This window comes from Nocardia sp. NPDC057440, from assembly GCF_042802915.1.
Taxonomy (GTDB): domain Bacteria; phylum Actinomycetota; class Actinomycetes; order Mycobacteriales; family Mycobacteriaceae; genus Nocardia.
Map to the genome: position 1 here is coordinate 197,456 of NZ_JBHVDF010000005.1, position 23,441 is coordinate 220,896.

The 23,441-nt window shown below is 67.1% G+C and carries 20 protein-coding genes; 14 read left to right on the plus strand and 6 right to left on the minus strand.

Annotated elements, in window-relative coordinates:
* Positions 1–129: 129 nt before the first annotated feature.
* Entirely contained in the window at positions 130–1,122 is a 993-nt protein-coding gene (locus ACFU4Z_RS12470) for an alpha/beta hydrolase (protein WP_379062055.1), read from the minus strand.
* 225 nt (positions 1,123–1,347) lie between these two features.
* On the opposite strand from ACFU4Z_RS12470, the gene rfbA reads away from it, so the two are divergent.
* Positions 1,348–2,220 carry a glucose-1-phosphate thymidylyltransferase RfbA gene (gene rfbA, locus ACFU4Z_RS12475; protein ID WP_379062059.1) on the plus strand — a complete coding sequence of 291 codons (873 nt, stop codon included), beginning with the start codon at positions 1,348–1,350 and terminating at the stop codon, positions 2,218–2,220.
* A 2-nt stretch (positions 2,221–2,222) separates the two neighbouring features.
* Complete coding sequence (locus tag ACFU4Z_RS12480; RefSeq protein WP_379062539.1) at positions 2,223–2,771, plus strand: dTDP-4-dehydrorhamnose 3,5-epimerase family protein; 549 nt, start codon at positions 2,223–2,225, stop codon at positions 2,769–2,771.
* A gap of 72 nt (positions 2,772–2,843) precedes the next feature.
* Here the strand turns inward: ACFU4Z_RS12480 and ACFU4Z_RS12485 are convergent, their stop codons facing one another.
* On the minus strand, positions 2,844–4,304 hold the full coding sequence (locus ACFU4Z_RS12485; RefSeq protein WP_379062062.1) for an MFS transporter: 1,461 nt from the start codon (positions 4,302–4,304) through the stop codon (positions 2,844–2,846).
* Between the two features lie 85 nt (positions 4,305–4,389).
* Between ACFU4Z_RS12485 and ACFU4Z_RS12490 the strand changes: the two genes are divergently transcribed.
* Positions 4,390–4,815 (plus strand): MarR family winged helix-turn-helix transcriptional regulator, encoded by a 426-nt coding sequence (locus ACFU4Z_RS12490; RefSeq protein WP_379062064.1) that lies wholly within the window; start codon positions 4,390–4,392, stop codon positions 4,813–4,815.
* A gap of 30 nt (positions 4,816–4,845) precedes the next feature.
* Here ACFU4Z_RS12490 and ACFU4Z_RS12495 read toward each other — a convergent pair whose 3' ends face one another.
* Complete coding sequence (locus tag ACFU4Z_RS12495; protein ID WP_379062067.1) at positions 4,846–5,721, minus strand: helix-turn-helix domain-containing protein; 876 nt, start codon at positions 5,719–5,721, stop codon at positions 4,846–4,848.
* A gap of 219 nt (positions 5,722–5,940) precedes the next feature.
* Positions 5,941–6,501 carry a DUF4282 domain-containing protein gene (locus ACFU4Z_RS12500; RefSeq protein ID WP_379062070.1) on the minus strand — a complete coding sequence of 187 codons (561 nt, stop codon included), beginning with the start codon at positions 6,499–6,501 and terminating at the stop codon, positions 5,941–5,943.
* Between the two features lie 191 nt (positions 6,502–6,692).
* Here ACFU4Z_RS12500 and ACFU4Z_RS12505 point away from each other — a divergent pair, with 191 nt between their 5' ends.
* From ACFU4Z_RS12505 to ACFU4Z_RS12515, 3 genes are all read left to right on the plus strand, one after another.
* Positions 6,693–7,178: a hypothetical protein gene (locus ACFU4Z_RS12505; RefSeq protein ID WP_379062074.1), complete on the plus strand. Its 486-nt coding sequence runs from the start codon at positions 6,693–6,695 to the stop codon at positions 7,176–7,178.
* 113 nt (positions 7,179–7,291) lie between these two features.
* Positions 7,292–9,481: a molybdopterin-dependent oxidoreductase gene (locus ACFU4Z_RS12510; RefSeq protein ID WP_379062077.1), complete on the plus strand. Its 2,190-nt coding sequence runs from the start codon at positions 7,292–7,294 to the stop codon at positions 9,479–9,481.
* Between the two features lie 222 nt (positions 9,482–9,703).
* Positions 9,704–10,345, plus strand: a complete 642-nt coding sequence (locus ACFU4Z_RS12515; protein WP_379062079.1) for a pyridoxamine 5'-phosphate oxidase family protein — start codon at positions 9,704–9,706, stop codon at positions 10,343–10,345.
* 98 nt (positions 10,346–10,443) lie between these two features.
* On the opposite strand, the gene ACFU4Z_RS12520 is transcribed toward ACFU4Z_RS12515, so the two are convergent.
* Complete coding sequence (locus tag ACFU4Z_RS12520) at positions 10,444–10,899, minus strand: GtrA family protein (protein WP_379062081.1); 456 nt, start codon at positions 10,897–10,899, stop codon at positions 10,444–10,446.
* 117 nt (positions 10,900–11,016) lie between these two features.
* On the opposite strand from ACFU4Z_RS12520, the gene ACFU4Z_RS12525 reads away from it, so the two are divergent.
* The 6 genes from ACFU4Z_RS12525 to ACFU4Z_RS12550 all read left to right on the plus strand — a co-directional run bounded on the left by ACFU4Z_RS12525 (position 11,017) and on the right by ACFU4Z_RS12550 (position 21,487).
* On the plus strand, positions 11,017–12,474 hold the full coding sequence (locus ACFU4Z_RS12525; RefSeq protein WP_379062084.1) for an FAD-binding protein: 1,458 nt from the start codon (positions 11,017–11,019) through the stop codon (positions 12,472–12,474).
* Positions 12,471–13,232, plus strand: coding sequence for a decaprenylphospho-beta-D-erythro-pentofuranosid-2-ulose 2-reductase (locus tag ACFU4Z_RS12530; RefSeq protein ID WP_379062087.1), 762 nt, complete (start codon positions 12,471–12,473; stop codon positions 13,230–13,232). Before ACFU4Z_RS12525 ends, ACFU4Z_RS12530 begins: the two co-directional genes overlap by 4 nt.
* Positions 13,233–13,504: 272 nt before the next feature.
* Complete coding sequence (locus ACFU4Z_RS12535; RefSeq protein ID WP_379062089.1) at positions 13,505–13,648, plus strand: hypothetical protein; 144 nt, start codon at positions 13,505–13,507, stop codon at positions 13,646–13,648.
* Positions 13,645–15,756 carry a galactan 5-O-arabinofuranosyltransferase gene (locus ACFU4Z_RS12540; RefSeq protein WP_379062091.1) on the plus strand — a complete coding sequence of 704 codons (2,112 nt, stop codon included), beginning with the start codon at positions 13,645–13,647 and terminating at the stop codon, positions 15,754–15,756. Before ACFU4Z_RS12535 ends, ACFU4Z_RS12540 begins: the two co-directional genes overlap by 4 nt.
* A gap of 444 nt (positions 15,757–16,200) precedes the next feature.
* Entirely contained in the window at positions 16,201–18,003 is a 1,803-nt protein-coding gene (locus ACFU4Z_RS12545) for a glycosyl transferase (RefSeq protein WP_379062094.1), read from the plus strand.
* 37 nt (positions 18,004–18,040) lie between these two features.
* Positions 18,041–21,487, plus strand: a complete 3,447-nt coding sequence (locus tag ACFU4Z_RS12550; RefSeq protein ID WP_379062096.1) for an arabinosyltransferase domain-containing protein — start codon at positions 18,041–18,043, stop codon at positions 21,485–21,487.
* Positions 21,488–21,612: 125 nt separating this feature from the next.
* Here ACFU4Z_RS12550 and ACFU4Z_RS12555 read toward each other — a convergent pair whose 3' ends face one another.
* Positions 21,613–22,545 carry an NADP-dependent oxidoreductase gene (locus tag ACFU4Z_RS12555; RefSeq protein WP_379062099.1) on the minus strand — a complete coding sequence of 311 codons (933 nt, stop codon included), beginning with the start codon at positions 22,543–22,545 and terminating at the stop codon, positions 21,613–21,615.
* A gap of 98 nt (positions 22,546–22,643) precedes the next feature.
* Here ACFU4Z_RS12555 and ACFU4Z_RS12560 point away from each other — a divergent pair, with 98 nt between their 5' ends.
* Together ACFU4Z_RS12560 and ACFU4Z_RS12565 are read left to right on the plus strand one after the other, a co-directional pair.
* A complete protein-coding gene (locus ACFU4Z_RS12560) occupies positions 22,644–23,048 on the plus strand; it encodes a winged helix-turn-helix transcriptional regulator (protein ID WP_379062101.1) in 405 nt (134 codons plus the stop codon).
* Positions 23,049–23,131: 83 nt separating this feature from the next.
* Positions 23,132–23,293, plus strand: a complete 162-nt coding sequence (locus tag ACFU4Z_RS12565) for a hypothetical protein (RefSeq protein ID WP_379062104.1) — start codon at positions 23,132–23,134, stop codon at positions 23,291–23,293.
* The last annotated feature ends 148 nt before the right edge of the window (positions 23,294–23,441 follow it).

Sequence of the window (23,441 nt, forward strand, 5' to 3'; positions counted from 1 at the left end):
CAAAAAAATATAAATTTTAATCAACCAAATTGGGCGGGTTTTTTTGTTTGTTGCGCACCCCCCCGTTTTAAAAACCCCCCCCCCCCAAAAAGCCGGGGGGGGGGTATCGACTCGTCCGGCCGACCGTGATCAGGCCGTCCGAGCCTGCTCCGGCTGCTCGAGGCGAGCGCGCACAAATCGGGAGACCCTGGCCAACGCGGCTCTGCCCTCGGGGAGGTTGGGGAAGATGCTCATGAACGCGTGCACCTGGCCGCGCCAGAGCTCGAGCGAGTTCGGTACGCCCGCCGCGGTGAGCCGCTGCGCCATCAGTTCGCAGTCGTAGCGCAGTATTTCGTCCTCGGCCGCGATCAACAGCACCGGTGGCAGGCCGGCCAGCGCACGATTGACCGGCGAGAGCATCGGATCGAGCCGACGGTCGACCTCGGCCCCGATCCGCACCACAGCGGCGAGCGCGGACAGCGGGATGTAAGGATCACGCGCGGTGTTGATGTAGTCGCGCTTGGCCGCGTAGTCCAGATCGAGCAGTGGGCTCAGCCCGATCAGGCCCGCCGGGCTCGGCAGCCCGAGCTCGATCGCGCGCAGCGCCGTGGCGAAAGTCAGATAGCCGCCCGCCGAATCGCCGGCGAAGACGATCCGCGCCGGGTCCGCGCCGTGTTGCAGCAGCCAGCGGTAGGCGCTCATGCAGTCGTCGACCGATTGGGTGATGCTCTGTGCGGGCAGCTGGCGGTAGTCGACATTCACCACCGGCAGTCCAGTGCGCCTGGCCAGACTGGCCGCGACGGGACGATGAGTGCGCAGTCCGCACACCGCGAATCCGCCGCCGTGCATGTACAGCACCGCGCCATGACGCAGCGCGCGGGAGCCGCCGGAAGGACGGATGACCTCGAGCCGGAACCCGTTCAATTCCACCTGCTCCCGGTCCACGCCCCGCGGCTCCGGGCGCAACCGCGCGAGGGTGTCGATCGCGGCCGCGCCGATGGGAATCGTGGCGCGGGTGATGGGCGCGACTCGCAACACCGGCCGCACCACCCCGAGGCACGTCGCCAGCAACATTCGGGAGTGCGCGCTCTGGCCATCCGGATTCATCACAACACCGGGCTCGCCGACTCTGCTCGCGGACATCGCGCACCTACCTCACAACTGGCGCGCCGAGCCCGACCGGAGGTTGTCGCGGGCGAGTTGTCGACGCTGACATCTCACACAGTGATATTTCAGAACATCACGTGAACGTGACCTACGCAACAACAATCGCCCGGCGCGCCCGGGCACCAAACGTTTGTGATCAATTTGTGGGCGAGTCGGAACCTCCCCGACTCCGGGCCAGGCGAAACTGGCAGACTCCTCCCCATGCGCGGAATCATCTTGGCGGGCGGCACCGGTTCCCGGCTGCACCCCATCACGCGCGGGGTGAGCAAGCAGCTCGTCCCGGTCTACGACAAACCGATGATCTACTACCCGCTGTCCACGCTGATGCTCGCGGGCATCACCGACATCCTCGTGATCACCACCCCGGAGGACGCCGAGGCCTTCGGCAGGCTGCTCGGCGACGGCAGCCAATTCGGCATCGCCATCGACTACGTCGTCCAGCAGCAGCCCGACGGCCTCGCCAAGGCCTTCGTGCTCGGTGCGGGCCACATCGGCTCCGATCGCGCGGCACTGGTGCTCGGCGACAACATCTTCCACGGCCCCGGCCTCGGCACCAGCCTGAACCGTTTCGCGGAGATCGACGGCGGCGCGGTGTTCGCCTACTGGGTATCGGACCCGACCGCCTACGGCGTCGTCGAATTCACCGAAGGTCGCGCGGTATCGATCGAGGAGAAGCCGAAGACGCCGCGGTCCAACTACGCCATCCCCGGGCTCTACTTCTATGACAACGACGTGGTCGAGATCGCGCGTGGGCTGCGCCCCTCCGCGCGCGGTGAATACGAGATCACCGACATCAACCGGGCCTATCTGGAACAGGATCGGCTCCAGGTCGACGTATTGGCCCGCGGCACCGCATGGTTGGACACCGGCACCTTCGACTCACTGCTGGACGCCGCCAACTACGTCCGCACCATCGAACAGCGGCAGGGTCTGAAAATCGGTGTGCCGGAAGAGGTCGCGTGGCGGATGGGCTTCATCGACGACGAGCAGCTGCGCGCGGCGGCGGAACCGATGGTCCGTTCGGGCTACGGCAGCTATCTGCTCGACCTGCTCGAGCGCGGACGGGACTGGTGAGTATGGAGTTGCGTGAACTCGCCGTGCCCGGCGCCTGGGTGATCACCCCGCGTCAGTTCGGTGACGATCGTGGCATGTTTCTCGAATCGTTCAAGGCCTCCGAATTCGAGAAGATGACCGGGCGAGCGTTCGACCTGCGACAGGTCAATTGCTCGGTCTCCGCCGCCGGCGTGCTGCGCGGCATCCACTACACCGAAGACCCACCGGGCCAGGCGAAATACGTGACCTGCGTGCGCGGTGCGTTCCTCGACGTTGTCGTCGACCTGCGCCAGGGATCCCCCACCTACGGACAGTGGGACAGCGTGGTCCTCGACGACGTCGACCGGCGCTCGATGTACCTTTCCGAGGGCCTCGGCCACGCGATCCTTTCGCTGGAGGATCACTCCACCGTCACCTATCTCTGCTCGCTGGAGTACAGCCCCGAATTCGACAGGGACATTGATGCTTTCGATCCACAGCTCGGCATCGACTGGCCTACGGTCGGCCGCGACGGCAGGCCGCTGACCTACGTCCGCTCCCCTAAAGACACTGTGGCACCACCTTTTTCGTAATCCGATGGCAATAGCCGAACGCCACCACCGCGGCGGGTGGTGGCGTTCGGCTTTCCTTCGGCCGCAGCGGGGTCAGCCGACGAGTTCGACCTCCGGCTCCGGCTCGGTGGCCCGCTCGCGCCGCTTGGGCAGGAAGGCGAGCAGCGCGACGAGGGCGCCGGCAATGGTGATGCCCGCGGCGAACTCCAGTCCGGGGCGGTAGGCGGCGAGCACTGCCGACGGCGAGGTGCCGGTGTGCGCACCGGAGGAGATGATCGCGGTGGTGACGGCGAGGACGATCGCCGCGCCGACCTGCATGGAGGTCTGCAGCACGCCGGCCGCAAGACCCTGTTCGTCGTCCTCGATACCGTTGGTCGCCTGAATGTTGATGGCGGGGAAGCCGACCCAGCCGATACCGATCAGCAGCACCGCGGGCAGCAGCATCGTCCAGTAGGACGGTGCGGTGTCCAGCCGCAGGAACAGCAGGTAGCCGATGGCCATCACCACCATGGTGACCGCGATGATCGGCCCGGTGCCGAACCGGTCGACCAGCTTGTCGGAGAAGAACGCCGACAGCACCACGAGCAGCCCGACCGGCAGCAGCGCCATCGCCAGCTTCAGCGGCGACCAGCCGAGCGAGTCCTGCATATACAGCGTCACGATGAACTGCCAGCTGAAGTAGGACCCCGCCACCGCGATGATCGCGAGGCTGGCCCGCACCAGCGACGACTTCTTCAGGATGCCGAGCCGGACCAGCGGGTACGCGACCCGCTTCTCCACCATGACGAAACCGGCGAAAAGCGCCACGACCGCGACGAACGAACCGATGGTGCGCACCGATCCCCAGCCCACTTCCGGCGCGGTGACCACGGTGTAGACCAACAGCAGCATGCCCGCGGTGGACAACAGCGCGCCGAGGATGTCGTGACCGCCCTCTTCGGCGGCCGCGTCCTTGGGCACCAGCACGAGGGCGGCGGCCAGCGCGGCGAGCGCGATCGGCACCGGAAGCAGGAAGGTCCAACGCCAGCCGACGCCGGTCATCAGCCCGCCGAACAGCAGGCCGGAGGAGTAGCCGCCCGCGCCGAACACGGTGTAGATGGACAGCGCCTTGTTGCGCGCCGGGCCCTCGGCGAAGTTCGTGGTGATGATGGAAAGGCCGGTCGGCGCGGTGAAGGCGGCGGCAAGGCCCTTGACGAAGCGGGTGAGGATCAGCAGCGGGCCCGAGGTGACCAGGCCGCCCGCCAGTGAGGCGATCGCGAAGACCGCGAGCGCGATCAGGAAGACCTTGCGCCGCCCGAGCAGGTCGGCGGTGCGTCCGCCCAGCAGCAGCAGGCCGCCGTATCCGAGCACGTAGCCGCTGATCAGCCATTGCAGGGTGGAGGTGGACAGCTCGAGTTCGGCGCCGATGGACGGCAGCGCGACTCCGATCATCGAAACGTCGAGACCGTCGAGGAACAACACAATGCAGAGGGTGATCAGCATCCCCCAGAGACGGAAGGACCAGCTGATCGAATCGGTCGCCTGGGCGGCCGTTCTGGTTGCCGCAGAAGTCATGGGCGGTACATTACATGCGTGTGCATTAGATGCCAACACAACTAATGCACTTGCATCGAAGTCTGGGGGCCACTAAGATGGGGCCATGTCGAAGGTGTCGACTCCAGACGCAGCCCGGCGCACCGTCGCGCCGACCGGGCTGGTGGGAGAGTGGCGTGAGCTGCTCGACCGGCATGCGGCGGTGAGTTGCGCTCTCGAAAAGGCGCTACAGGGTCAGCACGAGATCGGGCTCAGCGAGTTCGAGACGCTGGACCGGTTGATCGACGCCGACTGCGGCAACTACCGGATGAGCGATCTGGCCAACGACATCTATCTGAGCCAGAGCGCCCTCTCCCGCGCCGTAGCTCGGCTGGAACGCGATGGGCTCGTCTCGCGCACCATGTGCGCCGACGACCGCCGCGCGATCTTCGTCTGCCTCACCGACAAGGGCCGCAAGGTCTACGAGCAGGCACTGCCGACCCATCGCGGGATACTCGAGAACACCTGGGACGGCGACCAGCGCTGCACCTAGGCAGCACTGATCGCCCGCTGTCGCAACCGATCACACCCCGGCGCGCGCCTCATCGATGACGACCCGCGCATCCGACGCCGCCGCCTTGACACCGGCGAAAGCCTTTCGGTACCGCGCTGTTTCGTGTTCCTTGTCCAGGTAGACCGGCCCGGTGAACGCTTCGACGTAGACGACCGCCGGTTCGGTCAGCTCGCCCGCGGCGACCTCGGCGAAATCGAGCAGCACGAAGCGGCCCGCGTCCATGCCATCGTGATAGCCGGAGTCCGAGGGGACCACCTGGATTCGCACATTGGGCAGATCGCACATGCGCCGCAGGTGTTCGAGTTGCTCGGCGGCCACCTCGCCGCCGCCGATGCGGTGCCACAGCAGCGACTCACTGATCACCACGTCCAGCTGCAGCGGCGAATCACTCCGAGTCACCAACGCCTGCCGCGCCATTCGCAACTGCACCCGGCGCTCGATCTCGGCGTCCGTCGCGTCGGGGCGGCCCGCGGCGAGCAGCGCGCGCGCATAGGACTCGGTCTGCAGCAGGCCGGGAACCAGCTCGTTCTCATAGGTGGACAGCAGCCTGGCGGCTTCCTCCAGCCCGATGTACACCTCGAAACCCTCGGTGATCACATCGCTGTAGCCAGTCCACCAACCCCTGGCCTTGGTTTCCCTTGCCAGCGCGGTCAACGGCTCGACCAGCTCGCTCGGCGCACCGTAGATCTTGCACATGGCTTCGACATCCAGGCTGCGCAGCGAGGTCTGGCCGGTTTCGATCCGCCAGATCTTGGCTTCGGACCACTCGAGCTGCTGGGCGGCCATCCTCGTGGTCATTCTGGCTCGGTTGCGCAGATCGCGGAGGTGACGGCCCAGTTGCCTGCGCGGCATCGTCGAACCAGTGGTGCCGTGCGGTGAAGCCATACTTCCCCCTCGTGCCGGGCGTCTTTGCTGCTCGCGAACCTCCCGTGAACGTGAGTGCGACGCTACCTACCTGATGTCCATCGTTGGCATCGGACATCCGAACAGCATTGTTTCACAATGAAACTCACAGACAGCACTGTGGGTGTCACAGATACGCCGATGACGTAGCTACGCCGAATTGGTTCGAGCGCTGTCGGACACGGCAATTCAGATCGGTTGCTACTTGCGCGAACCGCCCTTGCGGAACCGCCAGAACTGCACCGCGCGGACATCCTCGGAAAGCTGGTTGACCGGCTCCGCGACATCCGAAAGCGCCTGGAACAGATCGTCGGCGAGCTCGCTGATGTGCTCCACCCTTGTCGCCAGCCTGGACGCGTTCACCAGGAATTCCAGCAGCAGCCGGACCACGGCCGCGATGGTCAGCCCGAGCGGCACCGCCACCAGCGCGGCGAGCACCCCGAGCACCGCGGAGACCTGCCACATCAGCACGATCAGCGCGATCGGCAGCGCCACCGCGAAGGCCAAACCGAGCATGTAGGCCAGCGGCAACAGCGTCCTGGTCGCCGGGCGGTGAAACTGCACGTCGAGCAGTCCGCGTGCGGCCTCGACGCTCCACTTACCGAAGGCGCGCGGGCTTTCGAAGGGCTCGGCGGGCTCATCCTCGGAGACGGCGGAGCGTGAGAACCGCCGGGAGGCGGACTCTTTCCACGCGATCCAGCGCGAGTCGGTCTCGTATTCATCCGAATCCGGCGCCGGAACGCCGTTGGATTCATCGGTCATGTCGCGATCCTCCCCGCATCGCGCCGACCCGCCAAGAGACGGCCGGAAACCTGCCATAGCGAGCCCGCTCGAGTGAGACGCATACGACACTCGTGAAGATCTTTTGAAAACCCGTAACGTCCATGCCACCCCTCGCCGATACGACCCATGAATGCAGCAGGACCCAGTTCATCGGGGAATGGAGAAAGACAGTGCGCACCACGTTTCCGACATCCGTCTCGGCGGCAGAAATGACTGCCGCGGCGCAGGAGTACATCCAGCGCGGGTGGACGATCGCTGAAACGACGAACGGAATCTGCCTGATCACGGATGCCGATTTGTCGGGCATCGAGGTCAGCGGCGAGCTGGCCGCCGAGGTGCGCCGGTTCCTCCGCGCGAACAACCTGTCCGGTCCCGTGATCGAGATCCCCGGCGCCGAGCGTCGCGAGATCCACTTGGTCACCGGCGTCCGCAAGGCCGCGATGGCGCTGGAGGCGCTGCGCGAGGCCGGCGCGACCGTTTACACCGACGGCGATGGCATCCCGCTGCCGCCGACCCAGTTGATGGCGGGCTCGGCCTGCTGGAGCATCTCGCCGAACGAGGCCCGCTGGATCCCGCCGGTGGTCGCGATCAGCGCGGCCGTCCGTTCGGCGACCTCACGCAAGCAGCGCCCCGCACTTACCAGCGTCGCCTGCTGAGACACCTGCATCAGGGCAGGGTCCGCACTACCCGGCCCACCATGACCGATAGCCGCATTGCGGTTATCGGTCATTGCTGTTTCACTCTGCGTCGCCGCAGGTGATGATGGGGTATGGCCCAGATCACCGATCCGTCCCGCACGCTGCTGCGCACCTGCCCGCTGTGCGAGGCGGTCTGCGGACTCGAAATCACCCTCGATCCCGACAACCATGTGACCTCGGTCCGAGGTGATCGGCAGGATCCGTTCAGCAAGGGCTTCCTCTGCCCCAAGGGGGCGAGCTTCGGTCATCTGGACGAAGACCCGGACCGGCTGACCGAACCGATGATTCGCGACCGTGCGACCGGCACGTGGCGCACCGCCTCCTGGAGCGAGGCGTTCGACCTGATCGCCGAACGCTTCCCCGCGATCGTGGCCGAGCACGGCAACCAGTCCGCGGCACTGTATCTAGGCAATCCGAATGCGCACACGGTGGCGGGCGCGCTCTATGCGCCGGTGCTGATCCGCGCGCTCGGCACCAAGAATTTCTATTCCGCGAGCACGGCCGACCAGATGCCCAAGCAGGTGGCCAGCGGGCTGATGTTCGGTGATCCGCTGACGGTGCCGGTGCCGGATCTCGATCGCACCGACTATCTGCTCATGCTCGGCGCGAATCCGCTGGAGTCGAACGGATCACTGTGCACCGCGCCGGATTTCCCCGGCAGGTTGAAAGCGATGCGCAATCGGGGCGGCCGATTCGTCGTCGTCGATCCTCGGGCGACCCGCACCGCGAAGCTCGCCGACGAGCATCTGTTCATTCGGCCGGGCAGCGATGCTTATCTGTTGTTCGGAATTGTCCACACGTTGTTCGCGCAGAACCTGACCGACGTGCGCGTCGAAGTTTCCGGACTCGATGACGTGCGCTCGGCCGCTGCGGATTTCACCCCGGAGGTGGTCTCCGCGCGAACCGGAGTACCTGCCGAGACCGTTGTCCGGCTTGCGCAGGATCTCGCGGCCGCGCCGACCGCCGCGGTGTACGCCCGAATCGGCACCTGCACAGCCGAATTCGGCACCCTCACCCAGTGGCTGGTCGATGTGATCAACGTGCTGACCGGCAATCTGGACTCCCCCGGCGGCGCGATGTTCGCGAACGCCGCTGCCGGCGGCATCGCCCGCACCAAACCGTTCCGCACCGGCCGCTGGGCCAGCCGGGTCCGTGAACTGCCCGAGGCGATGGGCGAACTGCCGGTGGCCACCCTGGCCGACGAGATCACCACACCAGGCCAGGGGCAGGTCCGGGCGGTGATCACGGTCGCGGGTAACCCGGTGCTCTCGGCGCCGAGCGGGGTCCGGCTGGACGCGGCCTTCGCACAGCTCGAATTCATGGTCAGTGTCGACAGGTACCTGAATGAAACCACCAGGCACGCCGATGTGATCCTGCCGCCGCCGCGGCCGGTGCAGTCGCCGCACTACGACTTCGCGCTCCTGCAGTTCGCGGTCCGTAACTATGCGCGCTATTCGCGGCCACTCGTGCCGCTCGGCGATCGTCCCTCTGAGGCGGGCGTCATCGCTCGGCTCGCTGCTGCGCTGACCGGAAGGCCGCACGACGGGACCGGCGGGCAGGACCCGCTCACCGCGGTGGACGAGCTGGTCATCGCGGGCACGCTGCACAAGGCGGGGCTGGCAGACCGGCGGCCGGAACTGATCGGCGACAACAGCACCGAGCAGCGCATCGACATGATGCTGCGCCTTGGCCCGTACGGCGAGTGGAACGGCGGCACGCTCAATCTGCAAGTGCTGCTCGATAATCCGCACGGCATCGATCTCGGGCCGCTGCAGCCTAGACTGCCGGGAGCGTTGCGCACGGCGTCCACGACGGTGGAGCTCGCGCCGCAACAGCTGCTCGACGATGTCGAAAGGATGCGCGGCAGGCTCGCCGACGCCGCGCCGGATCTGGTGCTGATCGGCCGACGCCAGTTGCGGTCCAACAACAGCTGGATGCACAACATCGCGACGCTGGTGAGCGGGTCGAACAAGTGCACGCTGCATATCAATCCCGCCGATGTGGCGCGCCTCGGCCTCGGCGACAACGCCGTGGTGAAGTCGGCGGCCGGATCGTTGACGGTGCCGCTGGAGCCGACCGACGCGATCATGCCCGGGGTGGTGAGCCTGCCGCACGGCTGGGGTCACACCGACAGCACCCAGGCGGTGGCGCGCGACCACGCGGGGGTCAATGCCAATGTGCTGACCGATGATTCGGTGGTCGACGTGCCATCCGGGAACGCGGTGTTCAACGGCGTCCCTGTCACCCTGACGCCCGCCTGAGCGCCCGCCGCGTTCGCTGTCGACCGACCGGCAAAATTCCGGTCGGTCGGCTTTTGGCTAACTTACGGAAACCCTTGCGCTAATTAAGCATTCGATACATTCTCACGATGGATTTTGTAGCTTTGCCCGGCGAAACCCATTAAGATGGATAGGATTTCGGTTTAGTCGCGGTTCAGCGTCGAACCCCGAGTAGCCGGACTCCGGCTACCAGAGGGGGCACAGATGCCCGGCACACAGTGTGGCAGTGACGGCGAGCGCGAACTACAAGACAGGTACAACACCCAGGACAGAGCAGGCCGTTTCTACGACGACCAGGTGCTCGACCGGTTGAACCCCACGATGATCGAATTCATCGCACGGATGGACATGGCCTTCATCGCCACCTCGGACAAGCACGGAGAATGCGACGCCAGCTTCCGCGCGGGCCTGCCAGGCTTTCTGCACGTCATCGACGAACGCACGATTGCCTATCCCGAATACCGCGGCAACGGCGTCATGGCCAGCCTCGGCAACATCCTGGAGAACCCGCACGTCGGCATCCTGCTCATCGATTTCGTCCGCGATCTGATCGGCCTGCACATCAACGGTTCGGCCCGCATCATGGACGACGAGAACCTGCGCCGATCGGTGTCCGATCTGCCGGAGAGCCACAAAGGCCGAGCGGCCGAGCGCTGGGTGGTGGTCGACATCGACGAGGCCTACATCCACTGCCGCAAACACATTCCGCACCTGATGCCCGCCGCGCGAGAGCAACGCGACTGGGGCACCGACAACGTCCGCGCCAAGGGCGGCGACTACTTCGGAACCAAAGCACAATCCCGCGAGGCAGCCGACCTCACCACCACCGCCTTGGCCCCACGCTGACCCATCAGCACACCACCCCATAGCGAAAGGGCATCAGGGTAGAGCGATGGCGGCTCCGGGCCACCCTTGTACTACCCCCGGTGAGCTCTTGTCCGGGGTCAGTGGATTTTGAAGATGACCAGGCGTTGGACGACGAAGTTGATGACGGTGGCGGTGCCCTGGGCTACGACAAATGCCAGCGGTTGCCGCCACCACTGGTCCGCCAGTGTGGCGTAGAGCACCGCGTTGATGCCGACCTGGACGGCGAAGGTGATGGCGTAGAGACCCACCACCGCGATAAAGCGGGCTCGGCTCGGCGGCGCCTGGAAGGTCCATCGGCGGTTGATCAGATACGCGGTGGTGGTGCCCGCGATGAAGCTGATCGCCTTGGCGACGCTGACCGGCAGCCCGATCAGATTCAGCAGCAGGCTGTAGATCCCGTAGTCGACGACGGCCGATAATCCGCCGGTGACACCGAAGCGGATGATCTGCGTTTTCAGGTCGACATCGGTGCCGCCCGGCTCGTCGACAAGCGGCAGCTCGGCCGGGAGCGGGAGGTGGGGTTCGGCATGCACGCGACGAGCGTAGCGGGAGGCGGCCGGTGATGTGGGCGGGCGTTGGCCCGGCCTCCCGAACCGGGGAGTACGGCGAGGCCGACCGTATGTCCGGCCATGCATGTAGCCTCTATCCCGATGTCCACGAAAGCTCCGACCGCCACCACTTCCGGTATCAACTCCGGCAACACCCCCGATGATGCGTTCGCTCTGCCGACACGCACTCGGGCGTTGACCGGGTGGGGTCGCACCGCACCAACCTCTTCCGAAGTGCTCTCGACCAGCGATCCCGAATTGATCGCCAAGGCCGTCGCCATGGTCGCCGAGGACAACGACAGCAAGCCTGCCCACCTGCGCCGCGGTGTGATCGCGCGCGGGCTCGGCCGCTCCTACGGCGACCATGCGCAGAATGCCGGCGGCCTCGTCGTCGACATGACCGCGCTCAACCGCATCCACCGCATCGACGGCGACACCCACATCGTCGATGTGGACGGCGGGGTCAGCCTGGATCAGCTGATGAAGGCCGCGCTGCCGTTCGGGCTGTGGGTCCCGGTGTTACCCGGCACCCGCCAGGTGACGATCGGCGGCGCCATCGCCTCCGACATCCACGGCAAGAACCATCACAGCGAGGGCAGCTTCGGCAACCACGTGCGCTCGATCGATCTGCTCACCGCCGACGGGCAGGTGCAGCACCTCACACCGAAGCGCAACGCCAAGTTGTTCTGGGCGACCGTCGGCGGCAACGGACTCACCGGCATCATCCTGCGCGCCACCATCGAGATGGTGGTCACCGAGAGCGCCTACTTCCTCAACGACGGGGTCAAGACGACGACCCTCGACGAGACGATCGCGGCGCACAGCGACGGCAGCGAAGCCGACTACACCTACTCCAGCGCGTGGTTCGACGTGATCAGCCCGCTGCCGAAGCTCGGCCGCGCCACCATCACCCGCGGCCGCCTCGCCAAGCTCGACGAGCTGCCCGCGAAGCTGCAGCGCAAGCCGCTGAAATTCGACGCACCCCAGCTCATGACAGTTCCGGACATCTTCCCGAACTGGACCATGAACAAGGTGACGCTGATGTCCATCGGCGAGGCGTACTACCGGATGGGCGGCAACTACACCGGCAAGGTGCAGAACCTGACGCAGTTCTACCACCCGCTGGACATGATCGCGGAGTGGAACCGGGGCTACGGATCCAACGGATTCCTGCAGTACCAGTTCGTGGTGCCGACCGAGGCGGTCGAGGAATTCAAGCGGATCATCATCGACATCCAAGCCTCTGGCCACTACTCGGCGCTCAATGTTTTCAAGCTGTTCGGGCCGGGTAACCAGGCGCCGCTGAGCTTCCCGATGCCGGGCTGGAACATCTGCGTCGACTTCCCCATCAAACCGGGACTGAACGAGCTGGTCGGCGAGCTGGACAAGCGAGTGATGGAGTTCGGCGGGCGGCTGTACACCGCGAAGGACTCGCGTACCACCGCGGAGGCGTTCCACAAGATGTACCCCCGGATCGACGAGTGGATCAAGGTCCGCCGGAGTGTCGATCCCACAGGCGTTTTCATGTCCGATATGGCGAGAAGGCTGGAGCTCCAGTGATTAATGCCGTAGGCAACCCACAGTCCATCCTGCTGCTGGGCGGTACCTCGGAGATCGGTTTGGCGATCTGCGCCGAGTACCTGAAGAAGGGTCCCGCGCGAATCATTCTCGCCGCGCTGCCCGGTGATCCGGTGCGCGAGGACGCGGTCTCCCAGATGAAGGCGGCCGGCGCGAGTGAGGTCGAGGTCATCGACTTCGACGCACTCGACACCGAGAGCCACCCGAAGGTCATCGAGACGGCCTGGGACGCCGGTGATGTGGATGTCGCCATCGTCGCCTTCGCTCTCGACGGCGATCCGGAAGAGCTGTGGCAGAACCAGCGCAAGGCCGTGCAGGTCGCCGAAATCAACTACACCGCGGCGGTTTCCGTCGGCGTGCTGGTCGGCGAGAAGATGAAGGCGCAGGGCTTCGGGCGCATCATCGCCATGTCCTCGGTCGCCGGTGAGCGGGTACGCCGCTCGAACTTCGTCTACGGGTCGACCAAGGCCGGCCTCGACGGTTTCTACCTCGGTCTCGGCGAGGCGCTGCGCCCCCATGGCCCGCGCGTGCTGGTGATCCGGCCCGGCATGGTGCGGACCAGGTTCTCGGCACACGTCAAGGAAGCTCCGCTCACTGTCGACAAGGAAGACATTGCGGCGCTTGCGGTTTCGGCCTCCCAGAAGGGCAGGGAGCTGATCTGGGCGCCCGGCGCCTTCCGCTTCGTGATGATGATCCTGCGCCACATCCCGCGCCCGATCTTCCGCAAGCTGCCCATCTGAGCTTGCCTGCCGCGCCTCGGCCCTCCGCACCCGTTCCCGGGAACCGCAGCTCCTGCGGTGCTCGGAGCGGGTGCGGACCCGTAAGAAGGCGCGGCGCCGCGGCCGATCAGCTCGAGACCGGCCGGAACGCACCCGGTCGCGTGCGGTGCGCGCGTACCACGCCAGGACCTGGCAGCATAAGCGCCGGTCGCCTGCGTCGCGGCCTTGCGCAATGCCGAGTAATGGGTAGGGCGCAACGATCACCGAGCCGACCCAGTGAATCTGGAGATGCAATGCGAGTATTCGGACAAGATCGCGGCAGCCACCTCGAGGTGCGCCGATCTCGTGGCAGGGTCGCCTGCACGGTGGCCGCGCTGGATGCGGCCACACAGTCCGATCGGCAGGCAGCACTGCGCGGCGACGAGGCGGTTCGATGACCACGGCGACCGCGGTACGCTCCACCGCCTCACGACCGACCCGTGGCGCACTGATCGCGCGGTACATCGGCTCCGGCCTTGGTGAAGCGGCCTCGGCGGCTCTTGTCGCCGTCATCGTGGCCGCCGTTGGGCTGGTGGCGTTTTCGATGGTGCAGTGGCCCGCGTTCAACTCGTCCAATGTGACTCGGGCGTTGACCACGGTGGGTCAGGTCCTCGCCGCGGTGATGCTCGCGGTCGCGATCGGTCTCATTCGCCTCCGGCGGTGGCCATTGGCGGCGAAACTGCTGTCGTGGGTGGGGGTTTCGACGTTCGTCACCTTCACCCTCGGCATGCCACTCGCGGCGACCAAGCTGTATCTGTTCGGCGTCTCGGTGGATCAGGAGTTTCGCACCGAGTATCTGACACGGCTCACCGACAGTGCGGCACTGCACGACATGACCTACGCGGACCTGCCCCCGTTCTACCCCGCCGGGTGGTTCTGGATCGGCGGGCGCGTGGCGAATGTGCTCGGTATGGACGGCTGGGAAGTCTTCAAGCCGTACGCCATCGGGTCGCTCGCTGTCGCGGCGGCGATCTCGCTCGTGCTGTGGTCCAAGCTGATTCGCGCGGACTGGGCGATCGGCGTCACCGCGGCGATCACGGCGGTCGCATTGACCACCGCCGCACCGGAGGCCTACAGCGCCGTCATCGTCATCCTGCTGCCGCCCGCCCTGGTGCTCGCCTGGGGTGCGTTGTATCGGCCGGGTGAGCTCGGCCGGAACGAATCGGCGGCACGACCTGCCGCCCTGATAGCCGACGGCGATGGCGTGGCCGACAGTGGCGGCGCGGCGGCACCGGCGGGCGCTATCGTCTCGGCGGAGCGCGGCGGCCGGACGGCAGGCGGCTGGGGAGCGGTTGTCGGGACCGGTTTGTTCCTCGGCATCGCGGCCATGTTCTACACGCTGTACTTCGGGCTCGCGGCCTTCGCGATCGGGCTGATGGGTCTGATCGCTGCCGGGCTCGCCGTGCGGGAGCAGCAGGCCGCCGCGCATCCGCGTCGGGCGCGAGTGGTCGCGACTACCGACGGCGGGTCGCCGTGGCGCGCCGCGATTCCACCGCTGGTACGTCTGGCTGTGATCGCCGTGATCGCCGGGGTTGTCGCGCTCGCCGTGTGGCTGCCGTATCTGCTGAAGTGGCTGCGCACGACCACTCCCAAGTCGGGCACCGCGTTGCACTACCTGCCTGTATCGGGCTCCGAACTGCCGCTGCCGATGGCACAGTTCTCGCTGCTCGGCGGGCTGTGCCTGATCGGCACCGCCTGGCTGGTGGTGCGGGCTTCCTCGTCGCGGCGAGCACAGGCGCTCGGCATCGGTGTCGTGTCGATCTATCTGTGGACGCTGCTGTCGATGGCGGCCACGGCAGCGGGAACCACGCTGCTCTCGTTCCGGCTGGAACCGATCTTGGACGTGCTGCTCGCCGCGGCGGGCGCGTTCGGCTTCGTCGAGGGCGCACGGGCCGCGTACCAGGCGTTCAACGAGCCGGGACGTTTCCGGCTCGCGGTGATCGCTGTCGCCACCGTCGGCGCGCTGGCGTTCTCCCAGGACATCCCCCGGGTGCTCGCCCCCGAGATCACCACCGCCTACACCGACACCGACGGAAACGGCGAGCGCGCGGACCAACGCAGCCCCTCGGCGGTGTCGCACTACCGCGCGGTGGACGCCGCGCTACTGGCGCAGACCGGTCGGCCACGCTCGGACACGGTGCTCCTCACCGCCGACACCAGTTTCCTCGCCTTCTACCCTTACTACGGCTTCCAAGCCCTCACCTCGCACTACGCAAACCCGTTGGCGGACTTCGCGGGCCGCGCCGCCACGATCAAGGGCTGGAGCAAGCTGGACTCCCCCCGCGCCATGCTCGACGCCCTCGCCACCTCCCCATGGCGCGCACCGGACGCCTTCTTGTTCCGCAGCAGCGGCGACAACTACACCCTGCGCCTGGCCGAGGACGTCTACCCCAACGACCCCAACGTCAAGCGCTACACCGTGACGTTCCCCAAGAAGCTCTTCGACGACCCCCACTTCACCACCACCGACATCGGCCCGTTCACTCTCATCACCGTGACCGAGTAGACCCGGATCCGCCACGAGCGACGCGCCGAGCCTGCCGCCGCTGCGTGCAACTCGAGGATCGGCGGCACCTCGCGAATCACCAGGACACCCTGCCCGGCCGGCCACTGGGCCGGGCGGGGTCCGCAGCGCCGTAGCTCGCTCGGCGTCGGTGAGTGGCATATCCCGGAGGGCGCTACTCGGTGTGAAATGAGTGGGTTGCGGGCGGAATGGGTAAGTGGACGGGGACGTCCGGGACTCAGCCGGATGGTCGACGCGGGAGCCCGAGGGCAGGTCTCGATGGCATCCGCTCGGCCATATCGCTAACGCCGGGAAGCAAGGCTGCCAGGGTGTTCACAGGGTGGCTGGGTACTTTGGACGGCTGGTTCTGCCATCTGGAGGAGTAGTTTGCAGGTCGAGACACTGGAAGTTGTAGGCGTCGTTTCAGCGGGAGCGACACCGAACGGAGTGTCTCCAGCGGACCGGCCGGTGGCGGTCGGGGAGCGGCGGCCGGCGCGGATTCGGGTCGGTCGCGGCGATCTGGTCGTCGCGGTGAGTTATCTCGCATTGGCGGTCATCGTGCTGTCGGGGCAGTGGCGCAACACACAGAGCGGGTATCTGATCAAGAGTGGTCAGGACCAGACGATGTGGGAGTGGTTTTTCGCGGTGACCGCCCATTCGGTGGCGCATCTGCAGAATCCGCTCGGCACCGATCTGCAGAATTTTCCTGCCGGCGTGAACATGATGGCCAATACGGCCATGTTCGGGGTGGGAGTGCCGCTCACCCCGATCACCTTGATGTTCGGTCCGACCGTCACCTTCGTGCTGGTGCTCACGCTCGGCCTGAGCGGCACGGCCTTCGCGTGGTATCGGCTGTTTTCCCGGGAGCTCGCCGAGTCTCGGCTCGCCGCGGCGATCGGCGGGCTGTTCTGCGGTTTCGCGCCTGCGATGATCTCGCATGCCAATGCCCATCCGAATTTTGTCGCGCTGCTGCTGCTTCCGATCATCGCGGGTGTGATCATTCGCCTGGCACGGCGCATGACAACCGGTGGCGATGCGGGAGAAGGGAAGCCACGCAGGCGTATTCGTGACGGCGTCGCACTCGGCCTGCTGGTCGCGATGCAGATCGCGCTCGGCGAGGAACCGCTGCTGATCTTCGCGCTCGCCTTCGGCCTGTTCGCCGTTGTGTACTACCTGCACGCGCCGCGCACCGGGCTGCGAACGCTGCGCGCTCTGGTCCCGACAGTCGCCCTCGCGGCGGTGATCACGGTGATGCTCACCGAGATTCCGCTGTGGTGGCAGTTCTTCGGTCCACAGAGCTACCGCTCGATCGACCACGGGCCGATGGGCAATGACCTGAAAGCCCTCGTGCAGTTCCCGTCCGAATCGCTGGGCGGGATGTTCGCGCCCGGCCAGTACGTGGCGATCAACGAGACCGAGCAGAACGCCTACTTCGGGTGGCCGCTGCTGCTGTTGCTGACCATCACCGGGGCATTGCTCTGGCGGGCGCGCGTGGTGCGCGCCGCCGGTGCCGTGATCGTGGTGTTCGGGGTACTGTCGCTCGGCGCGGTCGCCATGTTGGGCAGGCAATCCACCGGCATCGAACTGCCGTGGCATTGGGCCGAACACGTGCCGCTGCTCAATACCGTGCTGGAAACCCGGCTCACCATGGCCGCCATCCCCGCGATCGCGGTGATTCTCGCGCTGGCCACCGACCGCGCGGTCGCATCGTGGCGGCAGTCCGCGGGCGACTGGAAACCCTTGGCCTGGTTCGCGGCGCTGACGCTCGCCCTGCTGCCACTGGCGCCGACCGTCCTTCCGGTGACCGAGCGCGCGCCGACGCCGGAGTTCTTCGCCGACGGGACGGTGCGCGACTACGTGAGCGGCGGTTCGGTGGTCACGGTGCCGCCACCGCGACCGGCCGACGCCCGAGCGCTGCGCTGGCAGGCCGACGCCAACTTCGACTTCGCACTCGCGGGCGGCTATTTCGTCGGCCCGACCGGCACCACGAAGAAGGGCATCTACGGACCCGAGACCAGGCCGACCACCGCGCTGCTCGTCCAGGCGCAGGACACCGGAGTCGTGCCGGACATCGACGCGGACGCGCGCACCCGGGCCCTCGACGACCTCCGGTTCTGGCAGGCGGATGTGGTGGTGCTGCCGTCGACGAAGAACGTCGACGTGCTGCGCACGACCATGACGCGACTGCTCTCGGTAGCCCCGACCCGGGTCGAGGATGTGTGGCTCTGGGACGTTCGGGTGCTGCGGTAGCGGGGATCACAGACGACGGTAGATAGCATCAACCCCCGTGCGACCGGACCGATCATCACGAGCGTTCACCCGTAACCGCCTGATCGCCCTCGTCTCCGGGCTTCTCGGATTCGTGTTGGCGCTGCTGACACCGCTTTTGCCGGTAGAGCAGGACCAGGCAACGCTGGACTGGCCTCAGGCCGGTGCAGGCAGCGTCGAGGCGCCGCTGGTGTCCTATGTGCCACAGCGATTGAGCGCGACGCTGCCGTGCGCGGTCGTGCGGGCGACCGAGTCGGGCACGCTGCTGTCGACCGTTCCCGACGGCTCCGGTCAGGCGACGGCCAAGGGACTTGTCGTCTCGGTGACCGACGGCGTACTCGCGCTTGTCCAGCGCGACGTCCCACTGCTGTCGGCCCCTGTCGCCGAGATCGCGGGCTGTGAGGCGGTCACCGTCACCGCGACCGCCACCGCGACGATCGCCGAATTCGCCGGCGCGAAGCGCCAAGACGGGACGCCGTTCCGCAACACCGTGGCCAGGGACATCCGGCCGCAGGTGGTCGGGGTGTTCACCGCGCTGGACGCCACGCAGCTCGATGGCGCTCGGGTGCACATTGATATCGACTCGCGGTTCTCCTCGACGCCGTCCGCGCTGAAGCTGGCCGCGATGATCGCCGCTGCCGTGTTCACGATCATCGCGCTGGTCGCACTGCATCTGCTCGACAATGCCGACGGCAGGCGGCCACGCCGCTTCCTGCCCGCGCATTGGTGGCGGTTCACCGTCGCCGACGGCGCGGTGCTCGGCCTCCTGGTGCTGTGGCACTTCATCGGCGCGAACACCTCCGACGACGGCTACATCCTGAACATGGCCCGCGCCTCCGAGCATGCCGGGTACATGGCCAATTACTACCGCTGGTTCGCCGTGCCGGAAGCGCCGTTCGGCTGGTCCTACGAGGTGCTCGCGTGGATGACCAAGGTCTCCGACGCCAGCCCGTGGATGCGGCTGCCCGCATTGGGAGCGGGGGTGGTGTGCTGGCTGGTGATCAGCCGAGAAGTGCTGCCCCGCTTGGGCGCGAGGGTGCGACGCAACAAGGTCGCGCTGTGGACGGCCGGGCTGGTCTTCCTCGCCTTCTGGCTCCCCTACGACAACGGCCTGCGACCGGAACCGCTGATCGCCGCGGGCGCGCTGCTCACCTGGTGCTCGATCGAACGCGCCATCGCGACAGGACGCCTGTTGCCCGCCGCCATCGCGGTATTGATCGCCGCCTTCTCGCTGGCGGCCGGGCCGACCGGACTCATCTGCATCGCCGCGCTGATCGCCGGGTCCCGACCGGTGCTGCAGATCATCATCCGGCGGGCACAAGACGCGGCGGGGACGCTCGGCGGGGTGCGGCGCGACGAGGCCGAAGCGGAGCTCGCTGCCGCCAAGGCCGAATCCGGCACCGGCGCACCGGTCGCAAGCGGCGAAACCGGTCGTAGCGGGGATTCCGCCGCGGGCCATGCTGATTCCGGCGACCAGAGCCAGGGCGCTGCGGTCACCCAGCGGCGCGGTGCCGACGGCAGCCCGTCGCGGCTTGCCGCGTTCTTCCGGTATGCGGCGCTGCTCGCACCTGGGCTCGCGGCCGGAACCCTGGTCCTGATAGTGGTTTTCGCCGATCAAACACTGGCGACCGTCATGGAAGCGACCAGGGCGCGCACCATCGTCGGCCCGAATGTGGCCTGGTTCGATGAACGCACCCGCTGGGATTCGCTGCTGATGCTCGCCCCCGACGGGTCGCTGTCGCGACGCTTCGGCGTGCTCGTCATGCTGCTGTGCCTGCTGATCTGCGTGCTGCAGGTGCTGCGCAAGGGGCGGATTCCCGGCACCTCGCGCGGGCCGTCGGTACGCATTCTCGGTATCGTCTTCGCCTCGCTGTTGCTGATGATGTTCACCCCGACCAAGTGGACCCACCACTTCGGCGTGTACGCCGGGCTGGCCGGATCGCTTGCCGCGCTGGCCGCGGTCGCGGTGGGCAGCGAGGGCATTCGCGCGCCGCGCAACAGGGCGCTGTTCGCCGCCGCGGTGCTGTTCCTGCTGGCGATCACCTTCACCGGATCCAACGGCTGGTGGTACGTCTCCAGTTACGGCGTGCCGTGGTGGGACAAGGCTCCGCTGATCGCGGGCAAGGGCATCTCCACACTGTTCCTCGTGCTCAGTGGAGTGGCGCTGGTCGTCGCGGTGTGGCTGCACTATCGCGAGCCGTACCGGAGGGTCAGCGCTTCGGCCCCCACGCGTTTCGATCGGTTCGCCTCCGCCCCGCTGACCATCGCCGCGGCGGTGCTGGTGCTGTTCGAGGTGGCCTCGCTGGCCAAGGCCGCGGTCACCCAGTACCCCGCGTATTCCATCGCGAAGTCGAATCTGGAGTCGCTGTCGGGCAATTCGTGCGCACTGGCCAACGAGGTGCTGGTGGAGACCGACACTCCGGACTCATTGCTACTGCCGCTCACGGGCTCCCCCGCCGACGGATTGTCGGCGGAATCCAAGGGCTTCACCCCCAACGGCGTCGCGAGCGACCTCACCGCCGACGCCGACGAAACGGTTTCGGGCGGCGCCAATTCGGTGAATACCGATTCGAAGAACAAGACCACCAAGACAACCGGAGCGGGCACCGGCGGCGGCACCAGCGAACAGGCCGGCATCAACGGCAGCACGGTGGCCCTGCCGTTCGGACTGGACCCGGCGCGTACACCGGTCATGGGTAGCTACCAGGACAGCGATCAGCAGCAGGCCAAGCTGACCTCGCAGTGGTATCACCTCGACCTGGCCGACAGCATGCGCCACGACCCCGCATACCAGGTCCTGGCCATCACCGCCGCGGGCCGGATCCGCTCGGTCGACGCGGATGGCGTGGTCACCTACGGGGCCGAACTGCGGCTCGAGTACGGCACGCGGGCCGCGGACGGCACCGTGAATGTGCTCGGCTCCGTCACCCCGCTGGACATCGGCCCCGCACCGTCGTGGCGCAATCTCCGTGTCCCACTGGACCAATTGCCGCTGGAGGTCGACGCGGTACGCCTGGTCGCGGCGGACAACGACATCACCCAGAAGCAGTGGCTGGCACTCACCCCGCCCCGGCTGCCCAAGCTGGCGACCCTGAATTCCGTTGTCGGCTCGACGAATCCGGTCCTGCTCGACTGGCATGTCGGCCTGGCCTTCCCCTGCCAGCGCCCCTTCGATCACCACGACGGCGTGGCCGAGGTCCCCGACTGGCGCATCCTGCCCGACCGCGTCGGCTCCGACGCCTCCAACGCCTGGCAGGACGACATCGGCGGCGGCCCGCTCGGCTGGACCGGCCTGCTCCTGAAGTCCCGAACCATCCCGACTTACCTCGGCCACGACTGGTCCCGAGACTGGGGTTCCCTCGAAAAGTTCACCCCCTACGCCCCCAACGCCGTCCCCGCCACCCTCGGCGTCACGGTCGAAACCCGCAACGGCTGGACCAAATCCGACCCGATCCGAGTGCGCTGACCGCCCCTACTCCGATCAAAGCGCCGAGCGTAGTGAATGGCGGTCCCCACCCCAACCACCATTTCACTACGCTCGCTCGAGAAGGGGTTCTCGAGAAGACCGCGCGCACCGTGGGGTGTTCGGCGCTAGGGGACCAGGACCAAGCGGCCGCGAAGTCCGCCTGCTGCGAGACGCTGTTGGGCTGCGGCGACCGCGGCCAGTGGGTAGGTGTCGGCGACGCGGAGGGTCAGTTTGCCGGTGTCGACAGCTGTTACGAGCTCGTCGAGTTGCGCGCGGTCTGCGTGGACGAGGACGGTCGTCACCGTGGTGCCGCGCAGCGGGATCGGGGTGGCGGGGACGCTGATCGAGACGAAGCGGCCGCCCGCGCGGACGGCGGCGAGGGTTCGGGGGCCGAGGGCGGCGGCGTCGAGGGCGGTGTCGACGCCACCGGGGATCAGTTCGCGCACCGCGTCGGGCAGTGACGATTCGCGGGGGACGAAGTCGGTGGCGCCGAGCGCGCGCACCGCTTGCTCGTCGGCGGCGGCGGCCGAGGCGATCACCCGGATGCCCGCTGCGGCAGCGAGTTCGACGGCGAAACCGCCGACCGCGCCCGCCGCGCCGGTGATCAGCAGGGATTGCGCAGGCCGTGCGTCGATGGCGGCGAGGGCCTGGAGTGCGGTCAGGCCGTTGAGCGGAATCGTCGCGGCGGCCACCGAATTCACGGTGGTCGGGGCGGGAGCGACATTGCCTGCCTCGAGGACCACGTAATCGGCTTGCGCGGCCAGTGAGACATCGAGTCGATCGCTGATGCCGATCACCTGCTGGCCGGGCTCGAATTCGGTGACCTCGGCGCCGACCGCGTCGATGGTGCCCGCGACATCCCAGCCGATGCCCCATTGCGCACGCGGCTCGGCGAACGGCGTGCCGCCGACCCCCCTGCGAACCATCAGATCGACCGGATTGACCGACGCCGCAGCGACTTTGATCCGCACCGCTCCGCGCCCGGGTTGCGGTGTCGGCACCTCGACGAGCTCGACAACGGCTTCGAGACCCGGCTCGCGGACGACTACTGCACGCATGATGTTCCTTTCCTGGTGGACATCGACCAACCTAAGACCGCTACTATCCGTTGGGTAGTAGTTACCTGAGAGTGCGTAACGAGTAGCGAGGGAAGTCGATGGCGACCACAACGGCGGCGCAGCACCGCGCGCTGGCGAAACAGCGGTACGACGCGTTCGTCGCGGAGTGCCCCACCCGCCAGCTGCTGGACCGGATCAGCGACAAATGGGTGAGCCTGGTGCTCGTCGCGCTGACCGACGGCCCACGGCGCTACACGGAGATCAACAGGTCCATCGCCGGAGTCAGCCCGAAGATGCTCACCCAAACCCTGCGCACCCTCGAACGCGACGGACTGGTGGAACGCCGGATCACCGCCGAGGTGCCCGCCCGCGTCGACTACGAACTCACCGCGCTCGGCCGCAGCCTGCAACCGGTGATGTCGGTGATCAAGTCATGGGCTGAGGAACGGATGGACGACGTGCTCGCCGCGCGAGCGCGTTACGACGGCGAGTCGGGAATATGACGCGCCGATACCGCCCGAACTACCCCCAATATTGGCAATCCGAAAACCTGCCGAACCTGCGGCGGGACCGTAATCTGAGCACCATGACCGCGGCCTTCGATGACATGGATCTACGCGACCTCGTCGGAATGCTCACCGCCGACGAGCAACGGGAACTACGACCGGCGGTGCTGCGTGTACTGGCCCGCCACCCCTCGCCCGAACTGCTTCGCCGTGAACTCGGCCTTCGCATGACGAAGGTCTGACCACCCGTCCGAGCACTGAGAGCAGGAAGGGGGGGGGGCGCGCCGGGGAAAAACACAACCCCCCGGGCGGGGGGGAATTTCGTGGGGACGCCCCGGCGGGGCGCCCGGCGCGGGGGGGAACACCGCAGACAGCTCCGCCCCCCCCAAA